Origin of the sequence: Anaerobacterium chartisolvens (assembly GCF_003337415.1) — a bacterium.
GTDB classification, from domain to species: Bacteria; Bacillota; Clostridia; order Acetivibrionales; family DSM-27016; genus Anaerobacterium; species Anaerobacterium chartisolvens.
In genome coordinates this window covers 166,846-183,860 of the sequence record NZ_QPJT01000004.1, presented here as the reverse complement: position 1 = coordinate 183,860, position 17,015 = coordinate 166,846, and the positions used below count along the sequence as shown (strand labels likewise).

The 17,015-nt window shown below is 39.3% G+C and carries 13 protein-coding genes; 7 read left to right on the top strand and 6 right to left on the bottom strand.

All coding sequences use genetic code 11. The features are described 5' to 3' along the window. Window positions 1-37: 37 nt before the first annotated feature. The 7 genes from DFR58_RS04980 to DFR58_RS04950 all read left to right on the top strand — a co-directional run bounded on the left by DFR58_RS04980 (window position 38) and on the right by DFR58_RS04950 (window position 11,338). Window positions 38-910 carry a carbohydrate ABC transporter permease gene (locus tag DFR58_RS04980; RefSeq protein WP_147273143.1) on the top strand — a complete coding sequence of 291 codons (873 nt, stop codon included), beginning with the start codon at window positions 38-40 and terminating at the stop codon, window positions 908-910. Beyond that, the gene (locus DFR58_RS04975) at window positions 910-1,725 is read left to right on the top strand and encodes a carbohydrate ABC transporter permease (protein WP_114296709.1); all 816 of its coding nucleotides are present in this window, start codon (window positions 910-912) and stop codon (window positions 1,723-1,725) included. The genes DFR58_RS04980 and DFR58_RS04975 overlap by 1 nt, the downstream gene beginning before the upstream one ends. 68 nt (window positions 1,726-1,793) lie before the next feature. Further along, window positions 1,794-3,953 carry a galactose-binding domain-containing protein gene (locus DFR58_RS04970; RefSeq protein ID WP_114296708.1) on the top strand — a complete coding sequence of 720 codons (2,160 nt, stop codon included), beginning with the start codon at window positions 1,794-1,796 and terminating at the stop codon, window positions 3,951-3,953. 316 nt (window positions 3,954-4,269) lie between these two features. After that, window positions 4,270-6,096, top strand: coding sequence for a sensor histidine kinase (locus DFR58_RS04965; protein WP_114296707.1), 1,827 nt, complete (start codon window positions 4,270-4,272; stop codon window positions 6,094-6,096). Window positions 6,097-6,133: 37 nt separating this feature from the next. Next, entirely contained in the window at window positions 6,134-7,693 is a 1,560-nt protein-coding gene (locus tag DFR58_RS04960; protein ID WP_114296706.1) for a response regulator transcription factor, read from the top strand. A gap of 260 nt (window positions 7,694-7,953) precedes the next feature. After that, on the top strand, window positions 7,954-8,973 hold the full coding sequence (locus DFR58_RS04955) for a glycoside hydrolase family 130 protein (RefSeq protein ID WP_114296705.1): 1,020 nt from the start codon (window positions 7,954-7,956) through the stop codon (window positions 8,971-8,973). Between the two features lie 82 nt (window positions 8,974-9,055). After that, window positions 9,056-11,338, top strand: a complete 2,283-nt coding sequence (locus DFR58_RS04950; RefSeq protein ID WP_114296704.1) for an alpha-L-rhamnosidase-related protein — start codon at window positions 9,056-9,058, stop codon at window positions 11,336-11,338. A gap of 124 nt (window positions 11,339-11,462) precedes the next feature. Here the strand turns inward: DFR58_RS04950 and DFR58_RS04945 are convergent, their stop codons facing one another. The 6 genes from DFR58_RS04945 to DFR58_RS04920 form a co-directional block, all read right to left on the bottom strand. Then, entirely contained in the window at window positions 11,463-11,708 is a 246-nt protein-coding gene (locus DFR58_RS04945; protein ID WP_114296703.1) for a hypothetical protein, read from the bottom strand. Window positions 11,709-11,909: 201 nt separating this feature from the next. Beyond that, window positions 11,910-13,319, bottom strand: a complete 1,410-nt coding sequence (locus tag DFR58_RS04940; RefSeq protein WP_207659128.1) for an ArnT family glycosyltransferase — start codon at window positions 13,317-13,319, stop codon at window positions 11,910-11,912. Between the two features lie 110 nt (window positions 13,320-13,429). Next, complete coding sequence (locus tag DFR58_RS04935) at window positions 13,430-13,867, bottom strand: GtrA family protein (protein ID WP_114296701.1); 438 nt, start codon at window positions 13,865-13,867, stop codon at window positions 13,430-13,432. Continuing rightward, window positions 13,845-14,807, bottom strand: coding sequence for a glycosyltransferase family 2 protein (locus DFR58_RS04930; RefSeq protein ID WP_114296700.1), 963 nt, complete (start codon window positions 14,805-14,807; stop codon window positions 13,845-13,847). The genes DFR58_RS04935 and DFR58_RS04930 overlap by 23 nt, the downstream gene beginning before the upstream one ends. 59 nt (window positions 14,808-14,866) lie before the next feature. After that, on the bottom strand, window positions 14,867-15,841 hold the full coding sequence (locus tag DFR58_RS04925; protein ID WP_114296699.1) for a hypothetical protein: 975 nt from the start codon (window positions 15,839-15,841) through the stop codon (window positions 14,867-14,869). A gap of 100 nt (window positions 15,842-15,941) precedes the next feature. Next, a complete protein-coding gene (locus DFR58_RS04920) occupies window positions 15,942-16,331 on the bottom strand; it encodes a hypothetical protein (protein ID WP_114296698.1) in 390 nt (129 codons plus the stop codon). Window positions 16,332-17,015: the final 684 nt, after the last annotated feature.

The following is a 17,015-nucleotide window of genomic DNA, read 5'->3' as shown; positions in this document are numbered from 1 at the left end:
AAGGCATGAAAGGTGATGCGGATTGGGAATAAAAAAATTGGAAGATAGTAAGTATACTCTGGCGTTTGTTGTACCTGCATTTTCAATATATCTGATTTTTTTCATATTGCCTTGTATAGCTCAGATATTTGTTGCGTTTACAGATTGGTCTCTTGATTTTTTCAATAATCCACAGTTCAATGGCATTGACAACTTTAAGATGATGTTTACAGATCCGGTCTTCTTTAAGGCTTTGACGAACACCATTTACTATACCGTCGTAACAACAGTTTTAAAGGTTTCATTAGGACTTGCTTTTGCTGTAATATTAAATAGAAAGCTCAAATTTACAAATATATACAGAGCCATAATATTTTCTCCCATCATGGTGAGTACTGTTGTTGTTGCTTTGATTTTCAATGCCATTTACCACCCTGAAAGAGGTCTTCTTAATTTGTTTCTAAGGGGAATAGGGCTTGGAGCATTGGCAAAGCCATGGCTTTTAGATGTGAAGTATGCTATGAATGCCGCTTGTGTGATGGATATATGGATTGGAACAGGAATGCTGATGGCAATCTTCCTTGCGGGCATTCAGGCAATACCGAAGGACTATTATGAAGCTGCGGTAATAGACGGAGCAAATGAGTTTAAGAAGTTCTTCAAAATAACATTGCCGTTAATATTTTCTTCTCTTACGGTAAATACGGCATTGGGATTGATTGCGGGGCTCAAGGTATTTGGAAGCATATTTGCGCTGACAAACGGCGGCCCGAATGATGCGACGCAGGTTGTGGGAACTTTCCTGTTCAGATATTTCGGTCAGGGAATGATAGGCTATACCGCTGCGGTAGGTCTGGTATTTACAATTTTTATAAGCTTGGTAAGCTTTTTTCAAATCGGATGGATGCGTAAAAAGGAAGTGGAACTGTAATGAAAAAAAGTGTAGGCAACTATATTCTCGAAATAGTAATGATTTTTATTGCAATACTGTTCACGGTGCCTTTATGGATGGTTCTTGTAAACTCAGTAAAGTCCATTACTGAGGTAGCTGAATTTGGAATCTGGCTTCCAAAGCAATTTCATTTTGAAAATTATGTAAGAGTCTTTGCCGAAGCGAAAGCGGTTAGAGGCTTGTTAAACGGAATTATTTTATCTTTTTCAACCGTAATTATTTCTGTTGTTTTTGCGTCAATGGCTTCGTTTTACATTTCAAGGTCGAGGAAAAAAATCGCAGGCATCCTGTATGTGATTTTTGTGTTGGGAATTATCGTACCCAGTGCCGTAATACCCACATATCTGGTGTTGAACTTTATGGGAATGATTAATACGTATCATGGCCTGATTTTGGTCAACGCAGCCGGTGTTATTCCTTTTAGCGTTTTTCTGTACTGCGGATACATTTCCACAGTTCCAAGGGGACTGGATGAGGCTGCTGTGATTGACGGGTGTTCAGGCTTTCATATGTTCTTTAAAATAATATTCCCTCTGTTGAAGCCTGTTACCGTTACAATCGGAATATTTAACTTCCTTGGAGTATGGAATGATGTGACAAATCAATTGTACTTTGCATCGCCGGATAAGTGGACCATGCCCATGACGGTGTATAGCTTTTATGGGACGCTTTACAATGAATGGAATGTTATATTTGCTGATATTGTAGTGACATTGGTTCCTTTGTTTATTATTTATATTCTTGGTCAAAAGTATATTATTTCAGGGATGACGGCAGGTGCAATAAAAGCATAAAGGAGTGACGGAATGTGCGGCCTGCTTTGTTCACTGGATAAATAATAAAAATATAGGGGGTTCGTGTAATGAAAAAGGTACTGGGTCTTTTTATGCTATTCACTATGACTGTAGGCTTATTTGCCATGCTTGGGGTGAATAAGGCTTATGCAATGGGCACAACCTATTATGTAAGCTCTTCAACCGGCAGTGACAGCAATGCGGGTACAAGCTCAAGCGCTCCGTGGAAAACCCTGGAAAAGGTTGGCGCTATGACATACGGAGCAGGGGATCAGATACTACTGCGCTGTGGTGATGTCTGGAATGAAACACTCACCATAAGCAACAGCTCGGGTTCGCCTGGAAGTCCGATTGTGCTTTCTTCCTATGGCACAGGCAGCAAGCCGGGCATAATAAGAAATAACACAACATCGGATTTATGTGTCAAGGTGAATGATGCATCCTATTTTACAATATCCAATCTGGATATCGGTAATTCCGCCATGGGGATATGGTTCAATTACAACGATTCCTTCGGACATGCCGGGCTGGTAATTGATAATTGCCATTTCCACGACATATACGGTGTTGATCAATTTCACCCGTCCTCTGCTTTTCTGGGCATACAATTCTCGGCGGGCATAGCCATTGGAGGAACCGTAAGCAGTGAACGCCCCGACTATATCATGGTGGATGGTGTTACGGTAACAGATTGCAGTACCTATGATGCGGGCTCACTTATGGTATCATGTCAGAATTTCCTGATTAATCTGGGACCGACTGTAATAAAGAAGAACGTTAATATCAAAGGATGCTTGATGGAATATAACGGTATTTACGGCAATGTCATCTCTGAAACCGATGGCGGCACAATGGAGGACTGTATATGCCTGTACAACGGCAGCAGACAAATAACCTGCGGCTCAACGGCTTTGATGCTGGGGGTACTGTGGAATTATACCATAAAGGACTGTGAATTCGGTTATCAGCAGAGGCAGGGAAGCGATCCCGACGGGTGCGGCATAGACTATGAATTATCTTGTCATAATGTGACACTTATTAATTGCAATATACATCACAATGCCGGTGTTGGCATCAATTTATTCCACAATTCAAATACCGACTGGTATAGTGATTATTGTACCATTGACAGCTGCACATTTAACAATAATAATCAAAACGCTTATGTTGCAAGCGGATATGAAATTTATGACAATAACGGCGGACATGATTACAGATACGGTGCCATAACAAATAACACTTATTATCCAATGCCGGGGATTGGCTTTATTAATGCGTATTCTCCTACAACCACTTTAAGCAATAACAATTCGGTATCAGAGCCGGTATCAGTAAATTTGGCGCTGAATTCGGCGGGGAGCGGATATCCTGAGGTATCGGCGTCATACACATATTATCAGGATAATGTCTGGCAGGCTGTTAACGGGGTAATATCCTATAACGACACACCGCGTGACAGATGGACATGTTATCGTTATAATTCCGGCAGCTCCACAGACTGGCTGCAGGTTGACTTTGGTTCGGCAAAGACGGTAAGCTCGGCAAAGCTTTTCCTGTATGACGACGGCGGAGGAGTAAAGGCACCTTCAAGCTATAATATTCAATACTGGAACGGAAGCGATTGGGTGGACTGCGCGGGTCAGGTCAAAGCACCTGCACTGCCGGCCGGCAATACCGAAAATGAGGTAACATTTACATCTGTCTCAACCAAGAAAATAAGGGTTGTTTTTACACACCAGAGCGGGTCCTACAGCGGTGTTACAGAATTTGAGGTGTACGGAAATAATTTGGCGCTGAATTCAATAGGTGGCGGATATCCCGCGATATCGGCGTCATACACATATTATGAGGATAATATCTGGCAGGCTGTTAACGGGGTAATATCCTATAACGACACAACCCGTGACCGATGGACATGTTACAGCTCGGGTAACTCCACAGACTGGCTGCAGGTCGATTTCGGCACTGCAAAAGCTGTAAGCTTGGTAAAGCTTTGCCTGTATGACGACGGCGGAGGAGTGAAGGTGCCTTCAAGCTATAATATTCAGTACTGGAACGGAACGGATTGGGTGGACTGTGCAGGCCAGATCAAATCACCTGCACTGCCGGCAGCCAATGCACAAAATGAGGTAAGGTTCACATCTGTCTCCACCCACAAAATAAGGGTTGTGTTTACACACCAGAGTGGGTCCTACAGTGGTGTCACGGAGTTTGAAGCGTACCCATGATGAACAGTTCCCTCAGGGATTAATTAATCCCTGAGGGGATGTATATAATATAGGTGAATAATATTGAGGAATAAATGGTATAATACTCACCCCCCGGCCCCCTCTCTTTGCAAAAGAGGGGGAGAAGAAAAATCAATTCCCCTCTTTGCAAAGAGAGGGGCTAGGGGTGAGTTAATTATTTACTGGAACTTTTTTCTTCACTTTTATTTTATGCACCCAGGAACGGCCATTGACTTGATCCGGTACCGTATCTATAATAATAGTAGGCGGGATTATTGCCCAAACATCAGAAAACGACAGGCTCAAGGAGTATATCATGCTCGGAAACATAAGCTTTCAGAAAAAAATGTTCATGTACTACTCCTGCTTCATTATTGTTCTGCTGACCTGCCTTATATTGATTTCCAACAGTTATATGTCAAGCATCCTTAGAAGCCAGTCCGCCAAGAACATGGAGCAAAGCATTGATAAAATATCCTCGTTATTGGATGCTTCGGTGCTTGAAATCGACAGAATGTGTATGCAGGTCTACTTTAACAATGACATTCAGGATATTATGCAGGAGGCTCTCGAATTCGGCAAAGACAGCGGTAATTATTTTGACTATAATATACAGAGCTCCAAGAAGATTAGGAATATACTGGTTTCCTATAATTTTTACAAGCTTTTTGACAGGAAGATTACCCTTTTCAATAATAATCTGAGTTATATATCCTCCGGCGCGTATCCCGCAACCTTCACAGGCTTGCAGGAATCTTTAAAGGACTCTTCGTGGATTAACGAGCTGGCTGTGTATCAGGACAAGTTCATTATTCTGCCGCCACACATGGACTGGTGGGTAAAGGATAAGAGAGACTTAAAAATATCCTTGATTAGAAATCTTATGAATACGTTTAATACCGCAAACAAGCATCTGGGGTATATAGAAGTGCAGCTTCCCTATCAGGAAATTGAAAAATTATGCAGCTCGTATAACGGTCAGGATCTCGATATTGTGATATTGAATGAAAAGGGAGATGCCATCTATCCTTACCAACGTTACGACACCGGCGAACTGTCCTTTTACAACCTCCTGAAAGGTAAAAATGGAGCTGTTGTTGAGTTTCCAGCCTCTGGAATCCGGAACTTGGTTTATACAAAGCATTCCGAATATACAAATTGGACTGTTATTCTGACACAGCCGGAAACTACTTTTATGTCGCCTGTAAACCTGTTCCGCAATATTTTCCTGATTGCAGGAATTCTCTTTGCTTTAGCTTCACTGAGCATCCTGTACCTCATCTCAAAATACCTGACGACACCGATAAGAGAAATGCGCAAGCAGCTCAACGCTCTGTCTCTGGAGAATTTCTCCATCGTTCTGAACGATAAAACAAATAATGAAATACTGATGTTTCATGATGTTTTTAACAGAACGCTTAACCGGATGAAGGAGTCCATGGAGCAGACCATAGAAGCGAAAGAAAATGAAGCCAGGGCACAGTTTTTGGCGCTGCAGGCACAAATGAATCCGCATTTTATCTATAATGTATTAATGGTTATTAGCTCGGCGGGCTTTGAACTCGGCAGCAGAAAAATTGTAATGATATGTACGCAGTTGGCAGACATGATGAAATATATAGCAACTGAGGACAGCATGAGTATTACAATTAAGGATGAATTGTCCCACACAGCAAATTATCTGGAGCTTCTCAAATGGAGATTTGCCGACCAGCTTCATTATGAGCTCTTTGTCGAAGAGGGCTTACACGGAATTGAGGTGCCGAAGCTCATTGTGCAGCCTCTGGTGGAGAATTCTTACAACCATGGGTTTTCAGGTAAAAGACCCCCCTGGCACCTGAGCATCAGAGGATGGCTGGAAAAGGGGCTCTGGACGCTGGAAATTGAGGACGATGGCGTTGGATTTTGTGAGGGGGAGCTGATGGAAATAAAACATCAAATCTCCCAATACCGGTCGGAATTTCAGAAGGGGAAGGCACCGTATGGCTTAAGTATTGGAGGCATGGGCTTGTCCAACATTTTTTGCCGGCTGCATATGCTTTACAAGGACAAGCTAATATTTGAGATTAACAGTGAGCCGGGGATAAGAACATCGGTTAGAATCGGCGGCCCTTATAAAATAAATGAATCAAGTAATGGATAGCTAAATGGAAAATAGCTGACTGGAGAAGGTGAATTAATTGATCCGAGTCATTGTCGTAGAGGATGAGCCTCCGATTTTGAACGCTGTAGCAAAAATGATTGAAGAGCTGCACTCAGATTTTCACGTTGTTGGAAAGGCGCCCAACGGGGAGGATGCCCTTGAGCTTGCCGAAAAATTGAAGCCGGATGTTGTTTTTACAGATATTAAAATGCCTGTAATGGATGGACTGACACTGATTGAAAAGCTGATGCACATGAAGCCTGCGCCTATTCCTGTAGTTCTGAGCGGATATGCGGAATTTGAATTCGCAAAAAGGGCTTTTTCGCATGGTACCTTCGATTACCTTATTAAGCCGATTAATCTGGACGTTCTGGAGGAGCTGCTGAACAGAATCGCCCATAGAATATATCAAACCATAAAAGACCGGGAGACAACCGTTCTGGATCAAATTATAAGAAACAATGCTTCCGGGGGAGACGGAGCCCCTTCTCTGTATATCACGGATCTTTTTCCCGGTCAGAGCTACGCCTGTATGCTGATATGCGCGGGCTCGTACTGCTCGTACCATTCCCCGCTGCTGACTCCCGGACAGGAATTTTGGGCAAGGAACAATATGGAGGAGATCATTGGAAAAAATGTGAAGGATAGATGCCGTTTTTGGATTACAGACGGAGAGCATGATAATGAAAAAATATTATTATTGGGCTCAAAAAGCGGTTCAAATATTGATATAAGCATGATTTCAAAAGAAATCTACCTTTTGCTGGCTTCCTACGGCACTCCCGTGACAGCGCTTGTATCGCTTGTGTTTCAGGATATAATGCAGGTGGGTGCAAGGATTCGCAAATTGCAGGGTATTTTAAAAAGAGATATTTGCTTTGGCTTTTCTCAATATATACAGGAGTCCCCCGCGGCAGAGGTAATCAAAAAGAGCGATCACGATATTTTACACCCTTCCTGGGAAAATAGTTTCCATACTGCAATTGCAATGCTGCAGGCGGATAATTTTAAAAGCAATCTGAAAAGCCTTTTAGCTATTTGTGAGGACAGAAAATGCCGCCAATATATCCTTGAAAAAATACTACAGCAAATTTTCACTCTGTTCTGTAAAATTCCTGAGCTGAATCTGACCAACCATATGGTTGACATTCATATGGAATTGAATGAAATAATCACGTGCTCGATCAGCTATGAGGGCATTTTTGAAAATCTATCCTGCCTGACAGAGGAGCTTTTTTACAGCAAGCCGACAACTGCTTGCCCAAACACCGAGCAGGATGATGCCATTGACAGGATCGATGCCTATATAAAAATTAATTTTACCGTACCAATTAACCTGCAAATGCTATCGGATGTTTTTGGTTTTGCGCCCCAATACCTTGGAAGGAAATACAAAAAGGTGAGAGGGAGAACTCCCAATGACTATATAATTGAACTTCGGATGAACAAGGCCAAGGAGCTGCTGAAAGAAAAGTCGATGATGTCAATTAAGGATATTGCCGAAGCGGTGGGATATGAAGATCCGTTTTACTTCAGCAGGGTGTTCAAGCTGTATACCGGAAAAACAGCCTCGGAATTCAGGGAGCTGCAAGCCTGAAAGCATCTAAAAAAACACATATTATATAGGACGCGATAAAGATTTTACAAACATAGAGGATATAATTGCTTACAGAAATTTTTAATAGCAACGAAAAGATGCCTTGCGGGGAAATGTCTCCCGGGTCTGTCATCAGGCACTTTTCTTAGATGTATTCCTTACGGGTCAAAAAAATTTCTTCCATTAAGTTATATCCTCCATGTAAAATCTTTATCGCTATGTAGATATCATGATAATCAATAAAAGGAGTGACTTTTAAAATGCAAAATATGTTAACCACTAAATTTGAGGAATTGCAAACACCCTATAAATTAGGCAAACCGGTTCTGGCAGGCTCGGGAGTTGCCGGAGCCTTTGACAGCGCAGCGGTTGATTGCCCTTTCATATTCTACCATTCAGATATGTTTCATATGATGTATGTCGGATTTGATGGCACAGGATACCAAACAGCCCTTGCTACGAGTACTGACTTGATCCATTGGAAGCACAAGGGGACGATTCTGGAAAGAACAGCTTCTGATCGCTGGGATAATGTCGGCTGTGCGGGTACGTGGATCATAAAAGACACAGACAATCTTTTTGATGTACCTGTTTTAAAGAAAATCGACAATAGGTACTGGATGATCTACCACTCATATCCCGACACTGGGTATGAGGCAGGGCCTGCCGAGATAGGATTTGCATGGACGGAGGATGAAACACTTCTGAAATGGAACAGGCTGGATAAACCTGTGTTTACCTGGAGGGACGGGGCAGAGTGGGAAAGAGGAGGGCTGTACAAATCGTGCATCGTAGAGCATGACAATCGGTTTCATATGTTTTACAATGCCAAGAATTGTGAGGAAGCATGGACTGAACAGATAGGTGTGGCAACCTCTCGCGATCTGGTACATTGGGAAAGGCTGGATTCCAACCCCGTAGTGAGAATCAGTGAAAACGGCTGGGACAGCAGGTTTAATTCCGACCCTTGTGTTTTAAGATATAAGGACAAATGGCTCATGTTTTATTTCGGTTATGACTGTCAGCACTCTCAGGAGGGGCTTGCGGTATCCGATGACTTAATCCATTGGGAGAAAGCGGAAAGCCCCATAATTCCCAACGGCGGCCCCGGTGATTTGGATGAAATCCATGCACACAAGCCGGCGGTTGTATACCATAACGGTATTTTATATCATTTCTATACCGCCGTGGGAAATTACCGGGAAGGGGTCGGGACAGAAAAAGTAATCAATGATTTCAGGTGTATCACCGTAGCTACTTCAAAAAGGATTCAACCGTAAAATATGCTCGGGAAACGTATGGGGGGACACACTCAACGGGCGGTTTTTAAAAAGGCAATCTTCATATGAGGGGGGAAGCGTATTGTGTGTTAAGTGGGATGCAAATTGGATATGGAATAAAAAAGAAGAACACAGCCAAAACATATACATGGAATTCAGGAAAGAATTTGAATTGGAAAATACGACAGAGGCGTTGAAGCTTCATGTTTCCGCAAGAAATGAATATGTTGTGAGTATTAATGGAAGGCATATTGGAAGAGGGCCGTCTCCATGTGATAGTGATTGGCAGTATTATGACACATATGAGCTGACAGACGATATGCTTATATGCGGCAAAAATATTGTCACTGTAATGTGCTACTTTTTTGGCAATACAGACATCGTCACCAATCAGATGCAGGGTGAAGCCGGTTTTATTCTCCAAATAAACAAATATGAAGAGACGGTGCTATCAACGGATGAAGCTTGGAAATGCCGTATATCCCCAACGTATATGACAAAAACTGAGCGGCTGCATAGGTGGGGAGGATACAAGGAAATTTATGATGCCAATAACGAAGACGGATGGATGGGGTTATCGTATAATGATTGGGGATGGGACAACGCAAAAATATTATCAGAGGCACAGAATGATAAAAGTCCCTGGCCAAGGCTGATTTCACGTGAGATTTCTTTTTTAAATTATGAGCAGGTTAAGCCCATAAGCATCCTGAGATCAGAGGATAACTTTGGAGTTATAAGCAATTTAGAGGTGATACTGAAGGAAAATGCTTCGCAAAATACCTTTTTAAGTATTGACGCATCGAAAGCAGGGGCATTTCCTGCGTTGGTATGGGATTTTGAGCGTGAGGTTGTAGGCAGGCCGATTTTTGAGATAGAAGCGCCGGAGGGCGGTGTAATGAAGGTATCCTACGGTGAATCTTTAGAATTGCAGCATATGGAGACGTTTATATTTAAAAAGGGAAAAAACAGACTTATGCCATTTGGAAGAAGAGCTTGCCGATTCATTAAAACAACCTTTGCCGCAACGCCTGCACCCATAAAATTCAGCTCATTAACCTTTGAAAAAGTAAGCTACAAATTCAGACAGGAAGGATATTTTGAAAGCAGCGAGTCTGTTCTGAATCAAATTTGGGAAACAAGCAAATATACTACCATACTAAACAGTCAGGACCACCCGGAGGATTGTCCATGGCGTGAAAAAGCTCTTTGGGTAGTGGATGCGGTGGTTATGGCAAAGGTAATTTATCATGTGTTTGGAGATACAAAGCTTTTGAGAAAATCTCTGGTTCAGGGAGCAAGGATTCAAAACAAGGATGGATCTATTCCCGGGACAGGCCCGGAAAAAAACAATTTTCTGCTCCCGGATTTTTGTGCTTATTGGCTGATCGGAGCTTATGACTATTGGAATTATTCAGGAGATTTGGATTTCATAAAGGAATTGTGGCCAAATATTAAAAAGCTTGCCGCATGGTTTGAGGCGCAGGTGGATGAAACGGGTTTGTTCAGCCGCGCTGACCGTGAAGGATGGTGGTGCTTTATAGATTGGACGGATTTAATTGAAAAAAAGGACAAGGTATCGGCTATTTCCTTTTTGTATTTTAAGGTTTTGAGCAATCTTATTGAGATGTCAAGAGAATTGGGATTCAAGGAGGATGCGGAAAAATATGAAATGGCCTCGAAGAGGCTTAAAGAATCCATTAGGAGTCATTTGTGGGATCAAGAGAGGAAAGCTTTTGTGGATTGTATGAATGGTACTGTTGCTTCTAAAAGCATTACATTACAGACAAACTTTCTTGCTATATGGTGCGGGCTTTTAGTTAATGAAGAAGCGGATTATTTCCTTGATAATTATTATTATAAAAATCTTCTTCCCGAGGTAAAGGGACCTTTTTTTCAGCACATTGTACTTGAAGTGCTTATTTCAAGGGAACGAAGGGGACAAGCGGTTGAGCTGATTAAGGATTATTGGGGCGAGATGGTTGCGAGGGGAGCTAAGACATGGTGGGAAACATTTGATAAGACAACACCCCATTGTACCATTCCCAGCACATACCAGGGAAACACGCCGACATATCTATGGGAGGGGCCGCCGGTCAGCTTGTGCCATGGATGGGGAGCTTCCCCGGCATATATTTTATTTCAAACCGTATTGGGGGTGGATGTGTCAAAACTCGGGAAAGGGGTTGTAAGATTAAGCAATCCTGTGGGGGCTGTTGAATATGCAAAAGGGGGATTGCCAACACAATGGGGGAGAATATCTGTTGAATGGAGTATGGATAGCGGAAAGCAAATAGGGAAAATTGAGCTTCCGCAGGATATAAAGGTGGAAAAGCCTATAGATTATGCGTTGGAAATTTTGTAGACGCTGGACTAGGTGACAAGGGGACGGGGATGTTGACACACATACATGTGTGTCAACATCCCCGTCAGAGCGTGTGAAAACTTCAAAATTGCCAAAGAAATTGCAGCCCGCCACCGCTGCGGCATTATGGGGTACGGTTCCTCCGCTTTCCCTTCGGTCCTTCGCTACGCTGCGGAAGCGGACGAATCCGTCCCCAAGATTCCTCCGCTACATTTTTGCAAGAATTATAGCCTGAAATTTCACTCAAAATAGTTTTCACACGCTCTGCCGTCCCCTTGTCACTCTTCTTCTGCCCTTCCCTGCTGTATTCCTTATAAGCGGGCTTCGTGAGCGGCCTCACGGGGTCCCTTGGGGAACAGCTCTTGTCCATGTTCCCCAAACCCCTCCACCGCGTCCTCAGTCGCCGGACGGCTGCCTCCGCTATCGCCCGCAATTCGCATCCTGCTCAGGTGCGGGCTGGGGCGGCGTCCGTGCCGCCCCCACGCTACGGGTGGAATGGATGAAGGGCTGGGGAGGCGAAGGACGGCGGGGGAGGCGTCTTGAATAACATTCAAAACCTTAATCACAATTTTCATCTTTTCTCCGACTTCGAAATTTCATTTCTTTTCGAGAGTAATAGTCTCTTAGTGTTATCAATAAAATAGCTAACTGCTTCAGAGGCAAAGATGCAAATAAAAATATATGCTTCATATCTATATCGCGTTTGTGCTTCAATAAAAAGATAAACGAATATAAAACCAATTAGAAGTATGTAAATAATGTTTAGTTCGGTACTTTTTCTTTTAATCTTAAACAATACCGCTGCCATGGCGGATAAAATTAAAAATAAATATTGCAGATGCCCGATATTCACTAATATTTTTATAAAGCTCCCGGAGCGCATTTCTTGGCTTAAAGCAAAAGTATATTGATGGTCTTTTTCACCTAAAAAGAAAGCCATCTTCTTGAAAAGATAAAGTGAAGTGTCTTTAAAATTCCTAATACGCTGCTTTAAAAATCTCTTACATTCATCGTTGTATTTATCATAGTCAAATCCAAGCGTGTGCAAATCATTATAAACATTTGTTTTTCTTGCATCTATGGTTTGATTTTCAAAAATACTCCCGTTTTTTGCTCCAAAACCTATAACTAACTTAAAATAAGGTATATTACTTCTGCTTATAGGTGATGGCGTAAGATTCATCTGAATGAAAACAGCATTGAAAGTCCATATTGTTGCATAAAATGTAAATATGAAAATAGCCAGTCTCGCTGCATATTTACGCCATGTCATTTCCCTGATTATTTTATAAATAAACATAATGCAAACGCCTATTATAATAATTATACCAACCGGCCGCATCACATTCATAACACCAAAAATTATTCCGGAGATTAATGTCCATCCTGTATTATCCAATAAAATAAGATATATTCCAACAAGCATAAGAAAAGCACTTATATGCTGATTATTAATTACCGATGAGCCTAGAATATTAAAAATGAATGTTGCATACAAAATAGATGTAATTGAAGCAGCCCTTTGTCCAACAAGTTTTTTTGCTATCTTATACATTAAAATTGCTGCACCTGTCATATATATTAACTCTACAAATTTAATAAAAAACAAATTGTATCCGAAAAATCTCATTAAAAGGGCCAGATATGCCGCATATCCTATCTGATAGTTATAAATATAGAAGTAGCTCGTTTTGTCAAAACCTTCATTAAAAGAGCCGGTAGCAATTTTGTAAGCCCCTTCCAAAAGGACTTTATAGTCAGAGACCTGAACAGTTCTTGCGTATACGTTCCAGATAAAAATAGAAAGCATCGAAGTAGCTGCCAGTATAACAAAAAATAACTTTGGTTTTTTTGAATTCAAGTATATAGCAATATAAGATATAAATCCTAAAAACAATAATACACAGAATGTACTTATAATATTAGTAACTCCAATTACAGAAGCATCATTGATTATATAGTACAGTGTTGACAATGCCATTAATAACAATATTGAAAAGCATGTATAGTATATAATCTTTCTTAGAAGATTTAAAATCATAAAGAGTACACCTCTCATTTAATATTCCCTTTAATTTGAAAATGATTTATTTATTTGTTCTTAAATACCCATATTTTATATCCTGTAAAATTCACGCCCTGAGCCATAATAGTAACAAGTATTTTGGCTATGTAAATATTAACTCCTAATTGCTCAATAATAAATTTCAGCCCGATTATAGACAAAGCTAATGAAATCATGTTAATCATAAGAAATTTAAGGATCTGCAAGTGTATGCCTACGCTAACACGTCTATTCTCAAAAGTCCAAATTTTATTAAGTATAAAGCTGTTTGCTGTGCCGGCTAGATAAGCTGCAAACTGGCTGGTTACATAATATACGGAAAACAACTTATGGAGCATAGAAAAAGTTAAGAAATCTATGCTTGTATTGAGTATGCCAATAAGAGCAAACCGTATTAAGTCCTTGTATCGCTGCAAAAGCTTTTTTATAAAAATTTGATAGCTATATATTGTTATCTTTTTCATTTTTGAAAAATCCAATCTGTCTGCTTACTATATAAAGAGGCCTTCCCTTTGTCTCCTCATAAATACGCCCTATGTATTCCCCAATAGTACCTAACATTAATAGGATAATGCCGTTAAAAAATAGATTTACCGCAATTATTGATGCCCACCCTGGTTGTGTAAAATTCGTAAATAGCTTCTCATAAATAACCCACAGAAGATACAAAAAACTGAGAGTGGATAGGGCTAAACCCAAATAAGTAGCCAATTTGAGTGGTTTATAGGAAAAAGATGTAATTGCATCGGAGGCAAATTTTATCATCTTTTTTAGAGGATATTTTGTTTTGCCTGCAAATCTCTCCTCTCTTACAAATTCAACTCCAACCTGCCTGAAGCCAATCCAGCTTATCAAGCCTCTTACATATCTACTCCTTTCGGGCAGCCTTTTAAGTATGTCACAGACCTTCCTGTCAATAAGCCTAAAATCTCCTGTATCTACGGGTATATTAACACTTGTCATTGATTTCAATATGCGGTAAAAACCTTTTGCAGTTAACTTTTTAAATAATGTTTCACCATTTCTCTTGAGCCTTTTTCCATAAACTACTTCATAACCTTCTTCCCATTTTTTAATCATTTCCAGAATAATTTCAGGAGGATCTTGTAAATCAGCATCTATGACAATAATTGCCTGTCCTAGTGAATAGTCCATTCCTGCAGTAATAGATATCTGATGTCCAAAATTTCTGGAAAAATCAATAAGTTTTATCTTATTGTCTGCTTTACATATTTCCACAAGTATTTCTGCAGTATTATCGACACTTCCGTCATTCACAAAAATTATTTCATATTCTTGGTCTGTTGCATCCATCACAGCTTTTAGCCTTTTATATGTTTCTTTAACTACTAACTCTTCATTAAAGACAGGAACGATAACAGAATATTTTACTTCCTTATTCATCTATTACTAACCACCTTTGTATAAATTAACACATCTTGATAATCCAGATTATTTGTATTTTATTCCACACGGATAAACATCTTGTTTGATGCCTTAATTAAATAATCTTCCAGATTATTGGTATTTATATACTCAATAGGATTACTTGCAATAAACCCTAAAATCTTGTATGTTCCTTTTTTACTCGGTGCTTTAAAACACACTTCTTTATATATTAAAGAATTTTTGACATTCTGGAAATATATATAATTTAATGAATCCTTAAACTCTGCTCTTTTGTCATCAATCAGCATCCAAAAAAGTGCATCTTCTGTATAGGAATATGTTCGTAGAGCTAATTTTACATAATCGTCAGCTTTCACTTTAATTATTTTTTCATTATAGATATATTCATTTATTTTATTAAACGAATTATTTAACCATAGACCCTTAAATTTCACTTCACTTTCTTTCATTTTTTCATATTTAAACATTATATCATTATTTAACTGTAAATTACTATTTTTATCTGTTAAAATATTGTATCTGGAAGAAAAACTTGAGTCAAAAAAATCTGCTTTACTTTTATTTAAAGTAGACCTTATTGTAAAAACTAATGGATTTATTTTATAAGGGAATTTACTATTATCTATTTCTATTGGCAGATCAACTTTAGAACCTTTATTTAATGTAAATTCATACGAAAATAGTCTTGAATTATTTGATTTATTTAGAAAGAAAGGCACTTGAGTATAATTAATACTCAACAATACTTCTAAAGTGTCGTCTTTATCTGTATTATTAAACACTTCTAAAACATAATCAAACTTTTCTCCATCATTTATAATAATATTTTTATCTTTAACAGGTATATTGCCTTTTGTTGTTAATTTTAAACCATAGCCTTTTAAAACGCCATGACTGTTCTGTCCTTTAATCATGCTTGAACTTAAAATCCTTCTATTATGGTAATAGCCTATAACATATTCCGCTAATAAAAAAATTGCTATAATTATTAATAAAGTAATTATGTTAGAGTAAAATTTTTTTGTCATAAATAGACAACTCCCTAAGTAATATTCTTTAAATTAAAACACTCCATGTATTTTATACAGTGGAGTGTTTTAATTTACTAAAAGGAACTCTGCTTAATAATTAATAGTCATAGCTTGTCTGTCCCCACCATTCGTAGCCTCCGTGATATGTGTCATCTGCATAGTGATTTCCTATTGCCGATGTTGCACTTGCACCCTTTGAAATATACGGGGTTGCGACTCCCTTGGTATTATATGCCGGAACTGTAGAAGAGCTGCTGAGTGGAGTACTATATCTGTCATATGTAACAACACTCACATTCATATATCTAATAGTAGCCTCGGCATAAGTTCCTGCTGCAACACTACTTCCACTTATATATAGATGTCCATGCACATCTGTAGTTCCAACATCTCCATAGTCATTTATTGCGGCAAACGCATAACTTGAAAACACCATAGCAACGCATATGGCTATAACAATTACCCTTGTAATACTCCTAGTTTTCATATTAATCCAACCTCCAATATTTTGAAATCGATATTGTATTTAGCAAAGATTTGATATAAAATAGTAATGTTACAGGTTTTTCATATCTCTTACATCAAAAACTTTACGAGGGTCAAGATGTTAGGGATATGTAAAGGCCTTTTATTGTCTGGAGATCTAATATGTAGCATAACCTGTTCACCTCCGTCTTGTGTTTTTATATTATATACAGGAATAAAGTTTTTCTCCTGTGTTTATAATATCCATATTACTACATATTTTCATTATAACACTAATAATAAATATCACAAAAAAGTTATAATTCCTATTTAGGTAATTACCACAATGAGGCATAATGCATTAAATTGTTGACTATTATTTCAAAATAATGTTTATTGTTGGTATTATTTCATATATTTCTATATATGTCAAGTTGTTAATCTTCTGTTTGAAGTGACAAGGGGTAGGAGTTGTTGGCATCACCTCTTGCATATATAGCTGTGTATGCAAGAGGTGGTGTTTAGGTCGAACATACCGATAAACGGAACTAAAGTCGCGATATACCATGTTGTAATGAGATGAATAATAGGCAAAGTATATTCTAAGATGAGAAGGAGTTATTCAGAGAATATAGCGTGTCAATAACTCTGTCCTTTTGTCACTTCTTGACATTTGTTTGTGTGTGTATAATAATGGGTTGTATAG